General features: G+C 72.8%; 19 protein-coding genes and 2 pseudogenes. 13 read left to right on the forward strand and 8 right to left on the reverse strand.

Features of this window, described 5'->3' with window-relative positions; translation table 11 throughout:
• Positions 1–154 precede the first annotated feature (154 nt).
• Positions 155–1,735 (forward strand): GH39 family glycosyl hydrolase, encoded by a 1,581-nt coding sequence (locus ACZ5GT_RS05880; protein WP_469014922.1) that lies wholly within the window; start codon positions 155–157, stop codon positions 1,733–1,735.
• A gap of 181 nt (positions 1,736–1,916) precedes the next feature.
• On the opposite strand, the pseudogene ACZ5GT_RS05885 reads toward ACZ5GT_RS05880, so the two are convergent.
• Positions 1,917–2,510, reverse strand: a pseudogene (locus ACZ5GT_RS05885) (SulP family inorganic anion transporter); the annotation flags it as partial.
• Between the two features lie 13 nt (positions 2,511–2,523).
• Entirely contained in the window at positions 2,524–3,108 is a 585-nt protein-coding gene (locus ACZ5GT_RS05890; RefSeq protein WP_398267122.1) for a TetR/AcrR family transcriptional regulator, read from the reverse strand.
• Positions 3,109–3,219: 111 nt separating this feature from the next.
• Between ACZ5GT_RS05890 and ACZ5GT_RS05895 the strand changes: the two genes are divergently transcribed.
• The 8 genes from ACZ5GT_RS05895 to ACZ5GT_RS05930 all read left to right on the forward strand — a co-directional run bounded on the left by ACZ5GT_RS05895 (position 3,220) and on the right by ACZ5GT_RS05930 (position 9,597).
• A complete protein-coding gene (locus ACZ5GT_RS05895; RefSeq protein WP_469014926.1) occupies positions 3,220–4,392 on the forward strand; it encodes an alkane 1-monooxygenase in 1,173 nt (390 codons plus the stop codon).
• Positions 4,392–4,556 (forward strand): rubredoxin, encoded by a 165-nt coding sequence (locus ACZ5GT_RS05900; RefSeq protein WP_351886659.1) that lies wholly within the window; start codon positions 4,392–4,394, stop codon positions 4,554–4,556. The genes ACZ5GT_RS05895 and ACZ5GT_RS05900 overlap by 1 nt, the downstream gene beginning before the upstream one ends.
• The gene (locus ACZ5GT_RS05905; RefSeq protein WP_351886656.1) at positions 4,553–4,726 is read left to right on the forward strand and encodes a rubredoxin; all 174 of its coding nucleotides are present in this window, start codon (positions 4,553–4,555) and stop codon (positions 4,724–4,726) included. The genes ACZ5GT_RS05900 and ACZ5GT_RS05905 overlap by 4 nt, the downstream gene beginning before the upstream one ends.
• The gene (locus tag ACZ5GT_RS05910) at positions 4,719–6,005 is read left to right on the forward strand and encodes an NAD(P)/FAD-dependent oxidoreductase (protein ID WP_469014930.1); all 1,287 of its coding nucleotides are present in this window, start codon (positions 4,719–4,721) and stop codon (positions 6,003–6,005) included. Before ACZ5GT_RS05905 ends, ACZ5GT_RS05910 begins: the two co-directional genes overlap by 8 nt.
• Positions 6,006–6,206: 201 nt before the next feature.
• The gene (locus ACZ5GT_RS05915; RefSeq protein WP_469014933.1) at positions 6,207–7,406 is read left to right on the forward strand and encodes a PP2C family protein-serine/threonine phosphatase; all 1,200 of its coding nucleotides are present in this window, start codon (positions 6,207–6,209) and stop codon (positions 7,404–7,406) included.
• Positions 7,407–7,691: 285 nt separating this feature from the next.
• Positions 7,692–7,880: a hypothetical protein gene (locus tag ACZ5GT_RS05920; protein ID WP_351886640.1), complete on the forward strand. Its 189-nt coding sequence runs from the start codon at positions 7,692–7,694 to the stop codon at positions 7,878–7,880.
• 62 nt (positions 7,881–7,942) lie between these two features.
• A complete protein-coding gene (locus ACZ5GT_RS05925) occupies positions 7,943–8,605 on the forward strand; it encodes a cytochrome b N-terminal domain-containing protein (protein ID WP_469014937.1) in 663 nt (220 codons plus the stop codon).
• Positions 8,606–8,697: 92 nt separating this feature from the next.
• Positions 8,698–9,597, forward strand: a complete 900-nt coding sequence (locus ACZ5GT_RS05930) for a hypothetical protein (protein ID WP_469014941.1) — start codon at positions 8,698–8,700, stop codon at positions 9,595–9,597.
• A gap of 101 nt (positions 9,598–9,698) precedes the next feature.
• On the opposite strand, the gene ACZ5GT_RS05935 is transcribed toward ACZ5GT_RS05930, so the two are convergent.
• Positions 9,699–9,932 (reverse strand): hypothetical protein, encoded by a 234-nt coding sequence (locus ACZ5GT_RS05935; protein ID WP_351886631.1) that lies wholly within the window; start codon positions 9,930–9,932, stop codon positions 9,699–9,701.
• Entirely contained in the window at positions 9,929–10,060 is a 132-nt protein-coding gene (locus ACZ5GT_RS05940; RefSeq protein WP_469014948.1) for a hypothetical protein, read from the reverse strand. Before ACZ5GT_RS05940 ends, ACZ5GT_RS05935 begins: the two co-directional genes overlap by 4 nt.
• A gap of 628 nt (positions 10,061–10,688) precedes the next feature.
• Between ACZ5GT_RS05940 and ACZ5GT_RS05945 the strand changes: the two are divergent.
• Positions 10,689–11,530, forward strand: a pseudogene (locus tag ACZ5GT_RS05945) (helix-turn-helix domain-containing protein).
• Complete coding sequence (locus ACZ5GT_RS05950; RefSeq protein ID WP_469014954.1) at positions 11,512–11,721, forward strand: DUF397 domain-containing protein; 210 nt, start codon at positions 11,512–11,514, stop codon at positions 11,719–11,721. The pseudogene ACZ5GT_RS05945 and the gene ACZ5GT_RS05950 overlap by 19 nt, the downstream one beginning before the upstream one ends.
• Here ACZ5GT_RS05950 and ACZ5GT_RS05955 read toward each other — a convergent pair.
• Positions 11,696–12,733, reverse strand: a complete 1,038-nt coding sequence (locus ACZ5GT_RS05955; protein WP_469014957.1) for a MerR family transcriptional regulator — start codon at positions 12,731–12,733, stop codon at positions 11,696–11,698. The genes ACZ5GT_RS05950 and ACZ5GT_RS05955 overlap by 26 nt on opposite strands.
• Positions 12,727–13,431 carry a HEAT repeat domain-containing protein gene (locus tag ACZ5GT_RS05960; protein ID WP_469014959.1) on the reverse strand — a complete coding sequence of 235 codons (705 nt, stop codon included), beginning with the start codon at positions 13,429–13,431 and terminating at the stop codon, positions 12,727–12,729. Before ACZ5GT_RS05960 ends, ACZ5GT_RS05955 begins: the two co-directional genes overlap by 7 nt.
• A 366-nt stretch (positions 13,432–13,797) precedes the next feature.
• On the opposite strand from ACZ5GT_RS05960, the gene ACZ5GT_RS05965 reads away from it, so the two are divergent.
• On the forward strand, positions 13,798–17,160 hold the full coding sequence (locus ACZ5GT_RS05965; protein WP_469014963.1) for an AfsR/SARP family transcriptional regulator: 3,363 nt from the start codon (positions 13,798–13,800) through the stop codon (positions 17,158–17,160).
• A gap of 799 nt (positions 17,161–17,959) precedes the next feature.
• On the opposite strand, the gene ACZ5GT_RS05970 is transcribed toward ACZ5GT_RS05965, so the two are convergent.
• Positions 17,960–18,118 carry a hypothetical protein gene (locus ACZ5GT_RS05970; protein WP_469014966.1) on the reverse strand — a complete coding sequence of 53 codons (159 nt, stop codon included), beginning with the start codon at positions 18,116–18,118 and terminating at the stop codon, positions 17,960–17,962.
• A 248-nt stretch (positions 18,119–18,366) separates the two neighbouring features.
• On the opposite strand from ACZ5GT_RS05970, the gene ACZ5GT_RS05975 reads away from it, so the two are divergent.
• Complete coding sequence (locus tag ACZ5GT_RS05975; RefSeq protein WP_469014969.1) at positions 18,367–18,705, forward strand: hydroxyisourate hydrolase; 339 nt, start codon at positions 18,367–18,369, stop codon at positions 18,703–18,705.
• A gap of 27 nt (positions 18,706–18,732) precedes the next feature.
• Here ACZ5GT_RS05975 and ACZ5GT_RS05980 read toward each other — a convergent pair whose 3' ends face one another.
• A complete protein-coding gene (locus ACZ5GT_RS05980; RefSeq protein WP_469014973.1) occupies positions 18,733–20,157 on the reverse strand; it encodes a condensation domain-containing protein in 1,425 nt (474 codons plus the stop codon).
• Between the last annotated feature and the right edge of the window lie 431 nt (positions 20,158–20,588).

Below are 20,588 nucleotides of genomic sequence, written 5' to 3' on the forward strand. Positions count from 1 at the left end.
CCTAATCCCCGCCCCCCCCCCCCCCCTCTCCCCCCCCCCCCCCCCCCCCCCCCCCCCCCCCCCCCCGGGCCGACCCGGCGGTCGGCCACCGCCACCTCGTCGAACCCTCCGGACGCCGGAGGGCACGCCCCTCTTCCCTGAACTCGGAGCATCCATGTCCATCACCGCGCGCGCGGACGCGGCAGCCGCCGGCGAGCCCCTGCACCACTTCTGGAACCGCTGCGTCGGCGCCGGCCGGGCCAACGAGGGACTGCGGGCCAGCTGGCTCGAGCACCTGCGCACCGCGATCGACGCGTGCGGCTTCCAGTACGTCCGGTTCCACGGCCTGTTCCACGACGACATGTTCGTCTACCGCGAGCAGGACGGCCGGCCGGTCCACAACTTCCAGTACGTGGACGACCTGTTCGACCGGCTGCTGGACATCGGCATCCGGCCGTTCGTCGAACTCGGCTTCAGCCCCGGCGACCTGGCCTCGGAACGCGGCACCGTGTTCTGGTGGCAGGCCAACGGCGCGCCGCCCAGGGACCTCGGCAAGTGGACCGGCCTGGTGGAGGCGACCGTACGCCACTGGGTGGACCGCTACGGCATCGAGGAAGTGCGGCAGTGGTACTTCGAGGTGTGGAACGAGCCCAATCTCCACCCGTTCTTCCGCGGCACCCGCAGCGACTACTTCCGCCTCTACTCGGCGACCGCGGCGGCGGTGAAGGGTGTGGACCCGGCACTGCGCGTGGGCGGCCCGGCCACCAGCAACTTCGTCCCCGACGACCGGTTCGCCGGGGAGACCGAGGACTTCACCCAGCACGCGGCGACCATCGCGGCACCCGACCTGGACGCGCTGGAGTGGCGGCCGGTATGGCTGACGGAGTTCTTCGACCACTGCGTGTCGACCGGCTCTCCGGTGGACTTCGTGTCGGTCCACCCCTATCCGACCGACTGGGCGCTGGACGGGCTCGGGCAGAGCGTGAAACTGACGCGCGGCGTGGACTCGACCCGCCGGGACCTGGCCCTGGTGCGTGAGCTGGTGAACGCCGGGCCCTTCCCCGACGCGGAGATCCACCTCACGGAGTGGAGCTCCAGCCCCTCCCCGCGCGACCACACGCACGACCACGTGCAGGCCGCCACCTTCGTGGTGAAGGCGAACCTGGAGTCGGCCGGGCTCGTGGACTCCCTGTCGTACTGGACCTTCACGGACGTGTTCGAGGAGAACGGGGCCGGCGACACCCCCTTCCACGGCGGCTTCGGAATGATCAACTACCAGGGCACGCCCAAGCCGGTGTTCCACGCCTACCGCTTCCTGAGCCGGCTGGGGGACGAGCGGCTGGCGCAGGAGCCGGGCGTGGTCGTCACCCGGCACGCCGCCTCCGGCCGGCTGACCGCGCTCGCCTACCACTATCCGCCCGAGGTGACGACCGCCGTGCCCGCCTCCTTCGGCGGTCCCGAGACGGCCGAACACACGCTGGCCACCGGTTCCCCGACCGGCCTCGACATCACGCTGACGGGTCTGCCCCCGCACGCCTCGTTCACCGTGGAGACCCTCGACCAGGACCACGGGAACGCCGTCGCGCTCTGGCGCGCCATGGGCTCTCCGGCCTCCCCGAGCCGCCGGCAGACCGCCGAACTCCGCCGGACGGCCGCCCAGGTGAAGGTCCAGGAGGCGAAAGCCGACGACGAAGGGGTGCTGCGCGTGAACGAGCGGGTCGGTCCCTGGAGCGTGGTGCTGATCTCGCAGCAGTGAACGCCGTTCTCCTGTGATGGCCGGCGACAGCGATTCCCCGCCCGGCGCCGGGCACCGGCGCCGGCCGCCGCGTCTCCGCGTCTCCGCGTCTCCGCGTCTCCGCGTCTCCGCGCGACGGCAGATCGAGCGCGACGACCTGGGCGAGCCGATCACCGGCTCGACGAGGCCGACGGCGCCGCCGGCCCGGACCGATCGACTCGCGGGTCTTGTTCAAGTGCGTGTCGGTGATGTCGTCGACCGGCTTCGCGGTCATCAGCGACTCCATCAGGCCGACCAGCGCCATCGCGAACGCGTACGGGGCGATCGTGGTCAGCGTGGCCGGCGTGAACGGCGCGTCGGGCAGACCCGGCACGGGCAGGGACGACGGCAGTTCGCCCTTGTCGCCGACCGTCGGGACGGCGATCCCGGCCGCGACCGTGATCATGGTGAGGACGACGATCGAGACGAGCGGGGCGGGGACGACGGTGGTGATCCTCGGGAAGAACACCGTCAGCACCAGACCGCCGACGATCAGCGGGTAGACGGGCCACGGCACGTTCCGCATCTCCGGAACCTGGGCCATGAAGATCAGGACGGCGAGCGCGTTGACGAAACCGACCATCACACTGCGCGGGATGAAGCGCATCAGCTTCGCCACCCCCAGGGCGCCCAGGACGACACCGCCATGGTGAACGAGGCGAACAAGCCGATCGTGAGGATCACCTGCCGGTCCTGCGCGGCGGCGCATCTGTGAGGCCGGTGACGCGCGGGCACCGGAAGGGCACCGGCAGGACACCGGACGGCGCCGTTCAGGCGTGGGCCACTCGCATGGTGATCTCGGCGATGCGCTCTGCGGAGAGGTCGGGCGGCAGGACCGGCTGGACCAGGTGACTGACCGTCAGGCGGACCACCGCTTCGACGGCCAGGTCCCGGGAGTGGGTGTCGATCTCGGGCCAGGCTTCCGCCGCGTAGACGGTGAGCATCCCGATGGCACTGTCCAGCAGCGGCTCGGAGCGGGTCGTCAGATGGGCGAGCAGGTCCTCGTCGCCGCCCCGGCTGCTGGTCAGTATGGCCTTGAGCAGCGAGTTGTCGGCGGCCGTGCGCAGGGTGTACCCGATGGCGGCGGTGATGGCGGCCCTCATGTCGTCGGGGTGGGCGAGGAGTTGGCCCTGTATGCCGGTGAGGAAGCGTTCCACCTCGCGCATCACCAGTGCCTGGCCGATGGCCGACTTGGAGCCGTACTCGTTGTAGACGGTCTGCCGGCTCACTCCGGCGGTGGTGGCGACATGGGTCATCTTCAGCCGGTCCCAGCCCTCGGCCGCGACCCGCTCGTAGGCGGCGTCCAGGATCCGTTCCTTCAGCAGGGAGCGGACCGACTCTCGATAGCGCGTCATCTCGGCCCCATCCTAACGAGCACCGTCCATTCTATTGACACTCTTCTCGACACTGTCTAGCTTCTGGACAGTTGGCGGGCAAAGTGTCCAATGAGGCAATGGAGGTGGGTCATGGCAGGGGCCGCTCATCCGCTCGGAGCGCCGGCGTCGCAGGTGACGTGGCGGGACGGCAAGCGCTACCTGTGGCTGCTCGGACTGGTGCTCCCCGCCTTCCCGTTCGCGGCGTGGGGGCTGGCGACGGCCACGGACGGCTACTCCTGGTGGCTGCTGCCGCCGGTCGTCTTCGGGGTGATCCCGCTGGTGGACCTGATGGTGGGCAAGGACTCCGACAATCCGCCGGACAGCGTCCTCGCCTGGCTGGAGTCGGACCGGTACTACCGCTGGTGCACCTATCTGTTCCTGCCCCTCCAGTACGCCGGGCTGGTGCTGGCCTGCGGGCTGTGGTCCCACGGGGGCCTGTCGGCGGTGGACAAGGCCGGGCTGACCGTCACCGTCGGCATCGTCGCCGGGTTCGGCATCAACACCGCGCACGAACTGGGCCACAAGAAGGAAGGACTGGAACGCTGGCTGGCACGGATCGCGCTCGCCCAGACCTGCTACGGGCACTTCTACATCGAGCACAACCGCGGCCACCACGTGCGGGTCGCCACCCCCGAGGACCCCGCGAGCTCCCGACTGGGCCAGTCCTTCTGGGAGTTCCTGCCCCGCTCGGTGTACGGCAGCGCCCGCTCGGGCTGGCACCTGGAGAAGCAGCGGCTCGCCCGGCTGGGCAAGAGCCCGTGGAGCCCGCACAACGACGTGCTCAGCGCGTGGGCGATGTCGGCGGCCCTCTTCGCCGCGCTCACCGCCGCGTTCGGGCTGGAGGTGCTGCCGTACCTGGCGGTCCAGGCGGTCATCGGCTTCTGCCTGCTGGAGGTCGTCAACTTCCTGGAGCACTACGGGCTGCTGCGGCAGAGGACCGCTTCGGGCCGTTACGAGCGCTGCACCCCGCAGCACAGCTGGAACAGCGACGACATCGCCTCCAACATCTTCCTCTACCACCTGCAGCGGCACAGCGACCACCACGCCAACCCCACCCGCCGCTACCAGGCCCTGCGCCACTTCGAGGAGTCCCCTCAACTGCCCACCGGCTACGCCGGGATGATCCTGCTCGCCGTCGTACCGCCGCTGTGGCGGCGGGTGATGGACCCCAGGCTGCTCGCCCACTACGACGACGACGTCACCCGCGCCAACATCCACCCCCGCACCAGGGCCAGGGTCCTCGCCCGCCACGGGAGCCGCTGATGAGCCGCTACCTGTGCCCGGTCTGCGACTACGTGTACGACGAGCGTGCCGGCGCGCCCCGCGAGGGGTTCCCCGCCGGCACGGCCTGGGCCGACGTGCCCGACGACTGGCCCTGCCCGGACTGCGGGGTCCGCGAGAAGATCGACTTCGAGGAGCTGACGTGAAGGTCTGGGAATGCCAGGTGTGCGGTTTCGTCTACGACGAGGCCCAGGGCTGGCCCGAGGAGGGCATCGCCCCCGGCACCCGCTGGGAGGACATCCCGGACGACTGGTCGTGCCCCGACTGCGGTGCCGCCAAGGCCGACTTCCGGATGGCCGAGGCGTCCCGTGCCTGAGACGCCGCCCGGGACCACGCCCCGCACCATCGCCGTGGTCGGCACCGGAATCGCCGGCGCGACCGCTGCGCTCACCCTGCGCGAGGAGGGCTTCGACGGCCGCGTCGTCCTGGTCGGCGAGGAACCCCACCCCCCGTACCGGCGTCCGCCCCTGTCCAAGGACCTGGTCAAGCGGGTCCTGACGCCCGAGCGGCTCCGCCTGAAGCCGCCGACGGTCTGGCAGGACCTGGGCATCGAACTGCGCACCGGCACCAAGGTCACGGGCATCGCCGGCGGCGTCCTGGAATGCGCCGACGGAAGCCGGCTGCCGTACGACAGGCTGCTGCTGGCGACCGGCGGACGCGCCCGCACCCTGCCGTACGCCGCCGGGGACGACCATGTGCACACCCTGCGCCGCCTCGGCGACGTGCCCGCTCTCCGCGCCGACCTGGAGTCCGGCGGCCCGCTGCTGGTCGTCGGCGCGGGACTGCTCGGCCTGGAGGCCGCCGCGAGCGCCCGGGCGGCGGGGATCGACGTCACCGTCCTGGAAGCCGCGGCGGAACCCCTTCGCCGGGTGCTGCCCGCCCGCCTGCGCCGCGCCGTCCTGGAACTGCACCGGGCCCACGGCACCGAGGTGCACACCGGGGTCGCGCTCACCGGGCTCGCCCGACGGGACGGCGCCCTCGTCGCGACCGCCCGGGACGGACGGAGCTGGCACGCGCACACGGTGCTGGTCGCCGCCGGCCTGCGCCCCGACGTCGAACTGGCCGTCCGGGCGGGCCTGGACGTGGAGGACGGCATCCTCGTCGACGCCCTGGGCACGACCAGCGACCCGCGCGTCTTCGCGGCGGGGGACGTGGCCCGGTATCCCGACCCGCTCCTCGGACGACGGGTGCGCGTCGAGCAGTGGAACCACGCCCAGCAGCACGCCGCCGCCGTCGCCCGGAACATGCTCGGCGCCGGGACCCCGTTCACCGCGGTGCCGTGGTCGTGGACCGAGCAGTACGGCGTCATGCTCCAGATCGCGGGCCACTTCACCGACGCCGACTCGCTGACGGTGCAGGGCGACATCTCCGGCTTCGACTTCGCCGCCCTGGCGACCGCGGTCGGACGCCCGGTGGGAGCCGTGGCGGCCGGCAGACCCCACGACTTCCGCTCCCTGCGCACGGTCCTCGACGGCCATGCGGGCAACCCACCCCGGACCGCGGCCCACACACCGACGGTCCTCCCGCGCGCCGTCCTCACGGGCGGACGCCCGGAGGCCGCGGGCACCGCCGGACCGCCCACTGCCGCCGAGTGATGCCCTGCCCGGCGGTGATCACCTCGGCCGCCGTGCTCGTCGAGGTGGTCCATCCCCGGATGAATGACGCCGCGCTGAAACGGACGCTGTCCCCGGCTGCACGGTGGCAGCGGCGTGAACGAGGCGGCGCGGCGCGTGCCGGTGAGAGGCGCCGCCCGTGAACGTTCGCAAGCCCATGCGCAGCGGTGCACCCTGGAGGACATGAGTTCCGGGCAGCGACGCTTCGCCGGCCTCGGGCAGCCGTGGCAGCCCAGTCCCACGCTGCTGCTGATCCCGGTCACGCTCATTGTCCTGATCACGGTCGCGGACATCGTGACCCCGCGCGACATCGTCCTCGGCCCCCTGCTGGTGATCGCGCCCGCGCTCACCGCCTGGTTCGCAGGCCCCTGGATCACGGGCGGCGTCGGGGCCCTGGCGGTGGCGGCCCAGGCGTTCATCGGCTGGCACGCCGGCCAGCTGTCGTCGCGGCGCGTGATCGTGCAGATCGCCGCCCTGCTGGTGCTCACGTCCCTGGTCGTGGTCCTGTGCGCGGTGCGCGACCGGCACAGACGCCAGCTGGCCCAGGTGCGGTCGGTCGCCGAGGCCGCACAGCACGTCCTGCTGTGGCCACTGCCGAGCCGGCTCGGCCCGCTGCAGCTGGCCTGTCTCTACCTGGCCGCGGAGGAGGAGGCCGAGATCGGCGGCGACCTGTACGCCGCCGCCCGCACCGACCGCGCGGCCCGCGTGATGATCGGTGACGTGCGGGGCAAGGGCCTGTCCGCCATCGGCGAGGCCGCCCTCCTGCTCGGCGCCTTCCGCGAGGCCGCCCACCAGCACGCCGCCCTGCCCGAACTGGCCGCCGCCCTGGAGCGGAGCATCACCCGCTACCTCGCCGACTTCGAACCCGACGACGAGACGGGCGAACGCTTCGTCACCGCGCTCCTGCTGGAGATCCCCGACGACGAGCCCGTCGTCCGCATGACCAGTTGCGGCCACCTCGCCCCGCTGCTGCTCGGACCCGGCGACGCAGTGACCGTCCCGGACCTCACCCCCGCTCCCCCGCTCGGAGTCGGCCTGACGGACCCCGGCGACCGCACCCTGGACGTGCTGCCGTTCGGCTCCGCGGACACCCTGCTGCTGTACACCGACGGGATCGTCGAGGCCCGCGACCGCGACGGCGTCTTCTACCCTCTCGCGCAGCGCATCGCCCAGTGGGCCGGCAGCACTCCCCAGGCCCTCCTCCACCACATCCACCGCGACCTGCTCGCCCACACCGCCGGACGCCTCGCCGATGACGTCGCCCTCATCGCCGTCCGCCGCACCCCCGCCCCGCACTTCGGCCACCACCTCGGCCGACCCGCCGGCCCGGCGCGTTCCACCCCTGCGGAACCACCGGACCACCGATCGGAACGGCCGCCGTGATTCAGGACCGGACAGGGCGGTGATGGCGGGGTGCGAACAGGACCGCCCACACCCGATAACCGACCAACGGATGCCTCACCACCGCGACCTCCTTCACGCATGCATGCCCGTCCGGCCGTCGTCCGCCACGGTTCCGCCTCGGCAACCGCCCGTGCGGTCGGTCGCCCATGGGCTGAGACCGCGAGGGGGAAAGTGTTGCGCCGGATGGCGCAGCCTCGGTCGGGGGCGGTCCCGGTGGGCGGGTAGTCCTCGCCGGGTGGACACCTTTCCGGGAGAGGGGCTGCGATGGCCGACGGACCGACGTACCCGGGGCGTGCCCTGACCGCCCCCGTGGATCTGAGCGGCGCCGGACATTACCTCCACTGGGGCGTGCTGCAGATCTCGGTCGCGAACCTCGTGGTCTTCGCCCTGATGGCGACCGTCTTCGTGCTGGCGCTGCTGCTGCCCTTCCCGCGTGGCCGGCGGCAGCGGTGAGCGGCGTGACGCGAGAGGGCTCCCGCGGTCCGGACGATCGCGCGGGCGGGTGGACGGGTGCCGTGCGGCGGCGCGCCCTGCGGGCGTTACCCCCGGAGAAGCTGCTGCCCACCACCCAGCCGGAGTACGTGGCCTCCTGGATCTACGTGTTCGGCGTCCTCACGCTCGCCGGCCTGGTGGTAGTCGTCCTCACCGGCTGCGTGCTCGCCCTCAGGGGCCCTGTCTGGTGGCACGTCTCGGACGTCGGGAGGTACGTCAACAGCCTGCACCTGTGGGCTGTGGAACTGTTCATGTTCTTCATGATCGTCCACCTGTGGGGGCAGTTCTTCATGGCGGCCTGGCGCGGGCGCCGGGCGCTCACCTGGGTCATCGGGGCGGTGGTCCTGCTCGTCGCGATGGGTACCGCCCTGACCGGCTATCTGGTGCAGCAGAACTTCGACTCCCAGTGGATCGCGGACCAGGCCAAGGACGGCCTGAACTCGGTGGGGGTCGGTGCCTGGTTCAACGTCCTCGACTTCGGCCAGATGTTCATGTACCACATCGTGCTGCTGCCCCTGACCGTGACTGTGCTGGCGGCGTGGCACATCCTGCTGGTGCGGCTGCGCGGGGTGGTGCCGCCCATCGGGGCCACACCCGAGCCGGTCCCCGCCGAACCCGCCGAGTCCGTGGGACCGGTGGGGCCCAAGGGACCCGCGGGACCCGTGGGAGGAGGTGGCGCCGGATGACCGGACGGCGGGGCCGCCCGCATCGGCGCAGCAGCCGCCGAGCACCGGTCCCCGATCCGGATTCGTTCCCGCAACGGTCGTACGACCTGGTCATGGAGTTCACCGGCGCGCTGGTGGTGACCGTTCTGCTCACCGCCGGCCTCGCGGCGGTCTTCTCCTCACCCGACGAAAAGCCGGTCACCCTGGCGCGCTGGGCGAGGGCCGCGCCGGGCGACTTCACCGCCACCGCCACCGCCGAACTGGGCCGCACCAGCGGCACGGCGCGCTACGGCCCCCCGTACAACGACACACCCGGCGCCGGGCAGAAGATCGGTCCGGTGAGCCTTCAGCGCGCCGCCGGGGTGACCATCCCGATCGACACCGCACGCGACTTCGTGCTCCGTCCGCTGGCCGACGCGCCGGAACCCCCTGCCGTCACCACCGCGCTGGCCACCTGGCACGCCGCCTCCGCCGCGCGGCAGCGGCAGTGGGCGGGCGCCTACGCCGACGCGCTCGGGAGGGCTCCGGGAGGCGAGCCGGCCAGGGTCCCGCCAGGGGACTACGGGCCCGTCCCGGCCCTGACGGCCCGCCTGCTGGAACTGGCCCGGGCGGGCGCACTCGACGGCCGGCTGCGGACCGCGGGCCGCTTCTACCAGACGGACTACACCAAGCCGCTGCTCTTCCTCGGCGACAGCTCGTACCTGGAGCACCAGGCCCGCGCCCGGCATCTGGCCAGTGACCAGTGGGGGATGATGAACGAGACGGGCAACTGGCCCGGCCAGCCCTGGCTGGGGCTGTACACGTTCTGGTATCAGATCGAGCCGTTCAGCAGCTCGGGCAACGTCGATGCCCTGGTCTGGGCCCTGATGGGGCTGCTCAGCACGGTGTTCGTCCTGTTGCCGTTCGTCCCGGGCGTCCGCTCCATCCCGCGGTGGATCGGCGTCTACCGCCTCGTCTGGCGCGACTACTACCGCGCGCACCGGCCGGACCGGCCGGACCGGAGCAGTGAATGACCGGTGCCGCATCGCCGCCACCCCGGGCATCGCCGGATCACCGGCTGCCACGGGGTGACACCCCGCCCCGGCGCGCCTGCTGTGGCGCCGGGGCGGCTCCGTCACGGGTTGCCCTGTCTGCTGCGGGCGTTGGCCTCGGCGACCAGGGCGCTCAGCAGTTCGTCCTGGCTCAGTGTCCGGACGTCGCGCGGGTCCGCGTCCCATGCGGGGCCGCCGCCGAGCGGCCGGACCTGGAGACAGGGGCCGTCGTGCCCCGTGACCCTCCCGACCCGGTCGCGCACGGTGTCGCGCACGGCCTCGCCGACATCCGGCACTTCACCGCCGCCCTCTGTCACTTGCCGACCCCCTTCAGGATCACGTCCGCGAGCAGGAGAGCCACGGGGGCGGAGCACACCCCGAGGTGGACGAGCGCGTACCGGATGTCGCCCTCGTGGTCGTCCGCCCACGGAGTCCGGATGTCCATCGCGGGCAGTTGGATTGCCTGCCTGGCTGAGGGCGTAGGCGAGGCCGTCACGGGCGGCGAGGGCCTCCTGCACGGTCGTGGTCGTGGCGCCGGTGGTGCTGGTGCTCGTCGCGCTGTGCGGGTGGGGCGGTGTGGGGGGCATGAGAGTCCTCGTCGGTCAGTGCTGCGGATTCAATGACCCGGCTACGTCGGCATCATCACGCTGCGTAGTTAGGTGTCACCAGAATGAGCCGAGGCCTGACCGGCCAGGCTGTGGACGGGTTCGTGCTTCCCCGCGCCCCGGGGGCCGTTCCACACTTTCCACGCCGCACGCACGAGCGCTCGGAGGGGCCCGAACGCATTCGAACTCTGGGTCGCCTGAGCGACCGACCCGGAACCTGGACGGCCCTCACGGTGATCCTTGCCGTGAGGGCCGTTGCCGTATCCGCCCCGGGTACGACAACGCCGACCTGCGCGCCAGGCGGCGGCCCCGGAGTCTGCCCGTCACCCTTGCCGGTGCAGTTCCGAGGATTTCACGACCCGGCTGCGCTGGGTGAATTACGTTGCGTAGTCCTGGCATTACGAAACGCGCCGGGATCCCACGTCCTCCACACCGTCCACCCGAGCCGCTCGGAGGGGAGCCAGTCGTATGCCGCAGCGTCGCGCCATCACCGGCCGCAGCCAGGAACCACGTCAGCGCTTCGCCGAGGAGTTGAGGACCCTGCGGGCGGGCAGCGGGACGAGTTTGCGGCAGCTCGGGGAACGGCTGGGCTGGGACTGGTCCCTGTTCGGCAAGATGGAGAAGGGCGAGACGCTCGGCAGCCCGGAGGTCGTCCAGGCCCTCGACACACACTACGGAACGCCCGGACTGCTGCTCGCCCTCTGGGAGTTGGCCGCCGGGGACCATACGCAGTTCCAAAAGCGGTACCGGCGGTACATGGCGCTGGAGGCGGAGGCGGTGAGCCTGTGGCACTTCGCGGTGAGCGTCCTGCCGGGACTGTTGCAGACGCCGGGGTACGCGCGTGAGGTGCTGGCCGCCGGTGGGTTGTGCGACGAGGAGCTGGAGCAACAGGTTGGCGCGCGGATGGGGCGGCGGGAGCTGCTGGAAGGGAAGGGCGCCCCGAGGTTCCGCACAATCCTCTCCGAGGCGGTCCTACGTATGGCCTTGCTGGACGTGGCCGAGTGGCGGCGGCAGTTGGAGCACCTGCTGGCGACGATGGAGCGGCCGAACATCGCTGTCCAGGTGCTGCCGTTCAGCGCCGGCCCATATGGGCTCGACAGCACTGACGTGTGGTTCCTGCGGCTGCCCGGTGGACGTACGGTGGCCTAGACGGAGAACGCGCACAGGGCGACCTGATCGAGGACAGCGCGGCGGTCGAGAAACTGCAAAGCGCCTACGATGCGGTGCGCGACCTGGCGTTGTCCCCGGCCGAGTCGAGGAAGTTCGTCTTGCGCTTGTTGGAGGAAGTACCGTGCGGACCATCGATCTGAGCGTTGTGACGTGGCGCAAGAGCTCCTACAGCAATTCGGACGGTGGTGCCTGCGTCGAGGTCTGTGACGATCTCGACGCTGTCGTTCCGGTGCGGGACAGCAAGGTCCCGCACGGGCCGGTGCTGGTGCTTCCGGCCGGTGGGTGGTCGTCCTTCGTGGCGGCGGTCAGGAGCGGTCGTCTGCGCGACTGACCCGGCCGGCATCACGCTCGGCCGTGACGAAGGCCGCGGCCACGCGGGCGACGGCGCGGTCGTCGTCGTGGGCCAGCCGTCGCAGGACATCCCGCACGGCGGGGCGCGGCAGCTCGACCAGGGCCTGGGTCAGACGGATCCGCGTCGCGGAGTCCGCGGTGGGTGCGGCGAGTTCGTCGGCCAGCGCGGTGGTGATCCGGTCCGCGCATCCGGGGTCCTGGGACAGCGTTCCCAGGATCTCCGCCGCTTCGACGTCGTTGGTGCCCTCGACCACCATGCCGACCAGCGTCGGCACGGCATCGGTCACGCCGCGCCTGCCCAACGCCAGAGCGGCGTGCCCGCGCACCGTCGGGTCCGGGTCCCCCAGCGCGTCCGCGAGCAGCTCGGCCGCACCCGGCGCCTCGGCCATCTCGGCGATCGCCAGCACCGCGCGCCGCCGGATGCCGGCGTCCTCCGACCGCGTGCCGGCGGCCAGTGCCGCCACGCCGTCGCCGCCCGCCCGGGCGAGCGCCCAGCGCAGGGCGCCCGCCACGTTGGGGTCGGCTTCGGCGAGGACCGCCCCGGCCAGCAGTTCGGCGGGAACGTCCGTGCCCTCCGGCCGGGCCAGGACGGTCTGCTGCCTGCGCGCGGCACTGGTCGAGTTCAGCCCCTGCATGAGTTCGACGATGCGCAGGACGTCCTGCCAGCCGGTGGGCACCGACGCGTCGACGGCGCGGAGCCGCTCCAGCAGTTCCCGCTCCCGCTCCAGGCGGTCCTCCGTCCACCGGACGAGGTCGGTGATCAGGGCGGAGGGCGTGAAGTCCGGGTCCTGCAGCGCGCGCCCGATCTGCTTGAGCGAGAGTCCGAGGGACCGCAGGCTCTCCACGTGGAAGATCCTGCGGACGTCGTCGTCCGAGTACTCGCGGTAGCCGCCGACGGTACGCCCCGTGGGCCGCACCAGGCCGAGGGCGTCGTAGTGCCGGAGCATCCGGGGGCTCACCCCGGAGTAGCGGGCCACCTCGCCGATCAGCAACGCCCGGTCTCCACAGTCTTCGCGGTCTCCTCGGCCTTCGCCGCGGCGGCGGCTTCGGCTGCGGCCGCGGCTCGTTCCGGGCCGAGTGCGACGGCTCGCCTCGCCTCGTCGACGGCCGCGTCGAAACCGGTCTCCGGGTTCCGCCGGAGCAGTTCCGTGGCACGGGCGTGCGCGGCCACCTCCGGGTCGGGGCTCGCCGCGGCCTGCTCCAGCGCGGGCTCGGTCACGTCGCCGAGGTCGACGAGGGCCCGGCTCAGGCTCAGCCGCACACCGCGGTCGCCGCGGCCGAGCTGCCCGGCGAGTTCGCCGGCCAGGTCCTTCCTGTGGGCTTCGCCCTCGGGTACGAGGACGACCGCGGCGCGCCACGCGGTCCGCGCGACCTCGTCGTCGGCGTCGCGCAGCAGGTCGCGCCTGATCCAGACCCAGGCTCTCCTGTCGCCGATCTTGGAGAGCGTGTGCAGCGCCTGACCGCGGGCCTGGGCGCGCCCGGAGTCGAGTTCGCGGCGCATCCGGGGCAGGGCGATCTCCGGCGGGAGGCGGGTCAGCGCCCAGGAGAGCATGTCCCGCACGAAGGAGTCCGGCTCGACCGCGCACCGTTCGACGAGCGTCTCCAGGTAGCCGGGGTCGGGGTCCGAGCCGGCCGCCAGGGCCGCCTGGAGCCGGACCGACGGGTCTTGGGCGCTCAGGGCGTCGGCCACGCGGGCGTTGTACGGGGTTTTGTTCCTCGGGTTGATCGAAACCACCTCCTGCGATTCAGGGGACACCCTGTCACCGTGTCAAGGTCAAGCCTTCACAGTGGGTGAGGGGGCGTGCCGGTCCGGGACATGGCCGGAGTACGCCGTGCCCGCTCAGCGCCGGCCGGGCGCGCAGTGGCCGATCTACTCGCGTAGCTCACCGTGATCGGAGCCTTTCGTCCAACAGTGATCCATGGCCCTGTGGCTGAAAATGAATGCGGAAAAAAGGTCAACCGATCTTCCTCAATTGACCGAAACTGCTGGCTAACATGGCGATTGCATCATGCAGCGCACACGCAACCTTCACCCGGCGGGGGATGAGTAGCTGATATGACGGTGGACGGCGAGCGCAGCGGAAGAGAACCCCTCGACATATGCGTCCTGGGGCACTTGGATGTCTCGTCCTCAGGACACACGGTCCCGCTCGGCGGCACGCGCGAGCGGACCGTTCTGGCGTTGCTGCTCCTGGAGGCAGGGCACGTGGTGCCCGTGGGCCGGCTGATCGACGCGGTCTGGGACGACGAGCCGCCCGCCACCGCCCGGGGCCAGATCCAGTTCTGCGTCTCCGCGTTGCGCCGTCGCCTCGACGAGGTCGGTGCCGGGGACCTGATAGAGACCCGCCGCCCCGGCTACCTGCTCCGCGTCGTCGGACACCGCTTCGACGCGAACGACTTCGAGGCGCGCGCCCGCGAGGCGCGGGCCGCCCGGGTGGGGGGCGACCTGGGCCGCGCCATGGGCCTGTTCCGCTCGGCACTGGCGCTGTGGCGGGGCCCCGCGCTCGCCGATGTCGACAGCCCCCTGGTGCGTCAGGCCGTGAGCCGGCTCGACGAGCGGCGGCTGTCGGTGACCGGGGAGTGCCTGGAGTGCGCCCTGGACGCGGGTGAACATCACGAGGTGGTCGGCGAATTACGCGCCCTGGTCGCCGAACACCCCCTGCACGAAAGGTTCTGGGCGCTGCTGATGAGCGCCCTGCACGCCTCGGGGCGCAAGGCGGAGGCGCTGGACGCCTACCGGGCCGCGTACAAGGTCTTCCGCAACGAGCTGGGGATCGCTCCCGGCGGTGAACTCCGCAGCCTGCACGCGGGGTTGCTGTCCGGCGACGACTCCGTAGTCCCGGGCCCGAGGAGCCACCCGCCGTCCGGGTCCGACACCGCCCGCCCTGACGCCGTCGGCCCCGACGCACCTCACGGCGGGGCCACCGCCGCCCCCTCCCCGTATCCGGCCACCGTGCCCGGACCCGACCATTCCACGGGCGACGCGGCGGGCACGCCGGGGGGCGCCACGGAGCCGTCCCCGGGGCAGGACGCCGCCATGTCCCCCTGGGCGGTGGTTCCGTCCGCTCCCCCGTTCCGAAGACCGAACCTCCTGCCCGCCGCGATACCGGACTTCACCGGACGGGAGGAGGCCATCGACACCGTCCTGTCGCGGCTGACGCCCCGCCAGGCCGGCCGGGCGGCCCCGGATCCCGGGCAGGTCGTCGGCTGTGACAACGCCGTACCGGTCTGTGTGGTCTTCGGGCCGGGCGGCGCGGGCAAGTCGACGCTCGCCGTGCACGTCGCCCACCGTCTCGCGGTGCAGTTCCCCGACGGCTGCCTCTACGCTGAACTGCGGTCCGGGGACCGACCGGTGAGCCCCTCGGTCGTCCTGGAGCGGTTCCTGCGAGCGCTCGGCGTGTTCGGTCTGAGCCTGCCGAAGACCCTGGAGGAGCGGGCCGAACTGTTCCGCAACCTGGTCAGCGGCCGCCGCATCCTGACCGTCCTGGACGACGCCATGACGGTGCAGCAGGTGTCCGCGCTGCTGCCCGGCACGGCCGACTGCGCGGTCCTGGTGACCAGCCGGCGCCGGCTCACCGGGCTGCCGTCGACCGGACAGCTGGAGCTCGACACGCTGAACGAACAGGGAGCGGTGGATCTGCTCACCCGGTTCATCGGCCCGGAGCGGGTGACCGACCCGGAGAGCGTGGCGGAGCTGGCCCGGCTGTGCGGCAGGCTGCCGCTGGCGCTGCGGATCTGCGCGGCCCGGCTGGCGGCCCGGCCGCACTGGACGGTCGCCGCACTGGTGCACCGTCTGATGGACGAGTCCCACCGCCTGGACGAGCTGAGCCACGGCGAGATGACGGTACGGGCCAGTACCTCGCTCACCTACGACAGCCTGCCCGACGACGCCAGGCTGCTGTTCCGCCGGCTGGCCCTGCTCGACGTACCGAACTTCCCCGCCTGGGTGGGTTCCCCGCTGCTGGACGTCGACGCGCTGCGCGCGCAGGAAGCGCTGGAGGTCCTCGCGGAGGCCTACCTCATCAAGGCGATCCCGGTCCCCGGCGGCCAGGTCCGCTACAGCTTCCACGACATCACCCGCCCGTTCGCCCAGGAGCAGCTGGCCGAGGAGAGCGCGCAGGAGCGCGGCGCGGCGCTCGAACGCTGGCTGGGCTCGCTGCTGTCGCTCGCCCGGGAGGCGCACCGGCGCGAGTACGCGGGCGGCTTCCTGGAGCAGCGCAGCGGGGCGAGTCGCTGGCCGCTGCCGGAACGGCTGGTGGAGCGGCTGCTGGCCGACCCGCTGGACTGGTTCGAGCAGGAGCGCTCCACGATCGTCGCGGCGGTGCGGCACGCGGCCGCGGCGGGACTGGTGGAGCACAGCTGGGACCTGGCGCTCAGCTCGGTCACGCTCTTCGAGGCGCGCTGCTACTTCGACGACTGGCGGGAGACGCACGAGGTCGCCCTGGAGGCCGCGTGCCAGGCGGGGAACACCTACGGTGAGGCCGCGATGCGGTACTCGCTGGGCTCCCTGCACATGTTCGAGCAGTCGGCGGAGCCCGGGCGGCGGCAACTGGACCGGGCGTACGAGCTGTACCGGGAGCTGGGCGACGAGTCCGGGGTGGCGCTGACGCTGCGCAACACCGCGTACCTGGACCGGCTGACCGGTGACCTGCTCTCCGCCCAGGTCCGCTGGGAGGCGGCGCTGGCGGTGTTCCAGGAGTCGGGCGACCGCGTCGCCGAGGCCCATGTGCTGAACAGCCTGGCGCAGACCCGGCTGGACCTGGGCGAGCCGGACGCCGCGCTGGCGCTGCTGAACCGGGCGGACGCCATCTGCGTGGCCGTGGGCAACCGGCGGGTCGCGGCGCAGGTCCGGAACCGGTTGGGCGGGCTGCATCTGGCGATGGGACGGCTGTCGGAGGCCGCCGAGGCGTACGCGTTCGTGCTGTCGAGCGCGCGGGCGGCACGGGACCGGGTCGGGGAGTGCTACGCGCTGCTGGGCCTGGCCACGGTCGAGGTGCGCCGGGGCCGTCCGGGCAAGGCCCGGGCGGTGCTGGTGGAGGCGCGGGAACTGGCGACGGTGTCCGGCGCGCGGCTGGCGGAGTCCAAGATCGCGCTGGCGCTGAGTTCGGCATCGCTGCCGGACGACGTCCAGGCGGCACGGGCGTACGCGGAACGGGCGCTGGCCGGCTTCGAGGCCATCGGGGCGCCGCTGCAACGGGCGGAGGCCCTGGTGGCACGGGGCAGGGCCCGGGCGGCGGCCGGGGAGGCCGCCGCGGCGAGGGCGGACTGGCTGGCCGCGCGGGACCTCCTGGTGAAGCTGCGGGTGGGCAGCGGGGGCGTGCAACTGTCGGACGAGATAAGCCTCCTGCTGGGCGACCGACCGGGCCCCGGCTCGTCCGGCACGACGGGCAACACCGTGGCCGAAACGGCCCCGCACTGACTCCCCCGGGCGACGGACCCGGCCCAGAGCTGCGGCCCCGGGGCCCGGACCCCGTCCCTGGGCTCCGGCTCCGGGGCCCAGCCCCGAACTCCGGCTCCGGCTCCGGGTCTCAGCCCCGGACCCCCCGGCCCCGGGCTCGGAGCCGGTCGGGCACTGACTTCCCCGGGCCCCGGATCCCGGGTCCCGGACTCTCGCCCCCGGCTCCGGGCTCCGGGCTTCTCGGGCTTCGGCGCCGGCTCCGGCCTCTGGTTCCGAGCTTCGGGCTTCGGGCTTCGGGCCGGCTCCGGGCCCCAGCCCCCGGGCTCCGGCTCTGGGCCTCAGGCCCCGGAATCGGAACCGGTCGGACACTGACTACCCCGGGCTGCGGACCCATCCCTGGGCTCCGGCTCCGGGGCCCAGCCCCGAACTCCGGCTCCGGGCTGCGGCCCCGGGCCCCGGACTCCGGCACCAGGCTCCGGCTCCGGGCTTCTCAGACTTCGGCGCCCGCTCCGGACTCCGGCCGCTCAGGGCCCCGGCTCCGAACTTCGAGCTTGGGGCCGGCTCCGGGCCCCAGCCCCAGGCTCCGGGCCCCCGGGCAGAGCCGGTCGGGCACTGACTTCCCCGGGCTGCGGGCCCGGGGTCCGGTCCCGGGGTCCAAGCACTCCGGTCCCGGGGTTCGGGCTGCTCAGGGCCCCGGCTCCCGGCTTCGGGCTTCGGGCCCGGGCTCGGGGCTTCCGGGTTCCCGCCCGGTCCCGGGCACGCCGCTGCCCCCGGGAGCGTGGTGCGCCGGGGGCAGGGGGCGGGAAGGGTGCGGGGGCGGTCAGTCCCAGATGGTGTTGTCGGTGCGGTCGGCCTTGTGGCCGGCGGCGGCGACCGTCGTCGGAGCGGTGTGCGTGGTCACGGCGGCGCCGCCGGTGAGGAGGGCGAAGAGGACCAGCGTGCTGGGCGTGACACGGCGGAGGAGGAAGTGAGCCGTCATGGTGCCATCTCCTTGAGACCGTTCCGGGTGCCGCCGTCCCGGGTGGGCCGGCTGCCTTGACGACTCCGATCCTGGGGCAGGCCGCTTTCGGACCGTCTCCCCCTCGGCACCGGTCCGCTGTTGCCTCCGCTGTTGCCCCTTTCCCGCGCGACAGCGGAGTGACAGCGCGACGATGCCGGCCCTCCCTAGCCTTCCGGCAGGGCCCGTCCGGCTGGCGGCGGCCGCCCCGGAGCGGAAGTGGTGAGCGCATGACTGTGGATGTCCGCATCATGGACACGTCGTTCGGTGTTCCAGCGGCCGACCTCGACGTCCTGTTGAGCCGTCGCGCGGAGGACAGCTGGCAGGAGGTGGTGCGGGGGCGCACCGACCCGGAGGGGGTGTTGGTGGTGCCGCCCCCGTCCGACGTGCGGTCCGGTTCGGCGGTCTACCGGATCGAGTGCGACCTCGACGCCTATTACGCCGTGCTCGGCGTGGTTCCCCTGTTTCCGCGGCTCACCGTGGACGTGCGGGTGGTGGAGCCGGATGTGCGGCTGTCCCTGCCGCTGGCGATCTCCGCCCACTCCGTCTTCGCCTACCGGGGCGGCTGAGCGCGGCGCGCCGCCGTCCCCGGCCGGTCAGCGAGGCAGGGCGACCAGGTCGCGTACGTCGTGCCCGGCGGGCGGGCACGGGTCCGGCGCGGCGGGGAAGAGGTCCGGGCCGAGCCGCTCGCCCGCCACGGCGTCGGCGAGCGCGCCCAGCGTGGTGTCCGGCTCGACGAGCAGTCGCCGCACGCCCACCACGACGGTGCGCAGCAGCCGGGACACCGCCTGGGGGGAGATCAGGTCCGGATCCACCCGCATCGTCATCTCCAGGTACCGCGCCCCGTCGCTGTTGACCCGCAGGTAGAACGGGTGCCCGGCGTGCCGGGGCGGCGGGGACCACTCCAGCACGGCGTCCGGCACCGGGGCGTCGCCCGCGGCGAGCGGAGCGGCGCCCGGGTCCTCCGGCGGGGCGGCCGGGGAGGTGACGTAGTTGAACCAGCAGTCGTGGTGGAAGAGCGTGCCGTCGCCCGCCGCGGCCTCGGCGGCCAGGCGGGCGGCGCTGTCCACGTCATAGCAGCCGTGCCGGTAGGCCAGCAGGGCTGCCAGGTGGGCGCGTTTGACGAATGCGGACACCGGGGTGTCCCGGTCCACGGCGAGGGTCAGCGGCACCAGCTGGTTCATGGTGCTGACCAGGGACAGCCACGCGGGGTCGAACCGGTTGGCGCACATCACGCTGAGGGTGACCCGGTCACGGTCGAGGTGGCCGGCGAGGGCGAGCGCCGTGAGTGCGGTGAGCAGGCTCTGCGGGGAGACCTTGTGCGTGCGGGACGACTCCGCCACCAGGGCGGCCAGGCCGTGCGAGGAGAGGGTCGCCTGCACCCGGCGTTCGTCCGTGCCCCCGGCCGGGGCGGGCGGCAGGTTGTGCGGGAGGGCGGTGTCCAGCACCTTCCGCCAGTAGCGGTCCGCGCCCCGGCGGCGGGAGGCCCACTCCTCGCCGTGCTGGAGCAGCGCGAGTTCCCGGGGAACGGGGGCGGGGCCGGGCCGGGCCCCCTCGGCGAGGGCGCGCAGCTCGGTCTCCAGCGCCCGTACCGCCCAGACGTCGACCACCATGTGGGACATCGACACGGCCAGCCAGGCGGGCCGTCCGGCGACCCGGATCAAGGTGGCGTGGCGGCCGAAGTCGCCGGCGACCGGGAAGGGCACCGCGTACAGGTCCCGCAGCACCCGCGCCGCCTCGGCGCCGTCGAGGCGGGGCAGGTCGACCCGGGCGAGCGGGAATGGCGCTTCGTCGTGCACCCGCTGGAAGGGGCGGTCGGCCGGGTCCGTGTGGAAGGTGGTGCGCAGGGCCTCGTGACGGGCGGTCAGGGCGTGCAGGGCACGCTCGACGGCGTCCTCGGTGAGGCCGCTGATGTTCCACAGGGCGGGGACGTTGACCTCCATCAGCCGGTCGGCGGAAAAGGTCTCGATCGAACGCCAAGTGGACAACTGCCCGAACGTGAGGGGCGCGTCGGCGGCCATGGGTTCTCCATGAGGTAGGGCGGACCGGTGGGGAGTGGGCGCGGTGCGCCCGCGTTCCGGCCCGGGGGCCGGGCGCGCGGGCCGCACTCTCCGTGCTGCGTCTTCGCGGCGTCAGGTGCAGACGACCTTGCGCATGCGCTTCGCCCCCTCTCCTGCCAGATTTCCGGGACCTTCCCGGGACCTTCCCGGGAATTCCCGGACGGTTCGTCGTCCCATTGACGAACGGCCGCCGGCCAGCGTCAACGCACGCGCGTTGGCAGCAAGTGACGGCCATTCGTTGCCATCGCGCACACGCTGAACAGTCTTGACCCAGCAGGGACGATGCCTGTCTTCTAGCGATATCGGAAATCCGGATCCCGGCCGGCCGCGAACACCGTTCCGGTGAATTCATTCATTTCCTCATGGGTTTGTCTCTGCGCTTGACTCACGCG

The sequence above is a fragment of the Streptomyces sp. NPDC031340 genome (assembly GCF_055569945.1).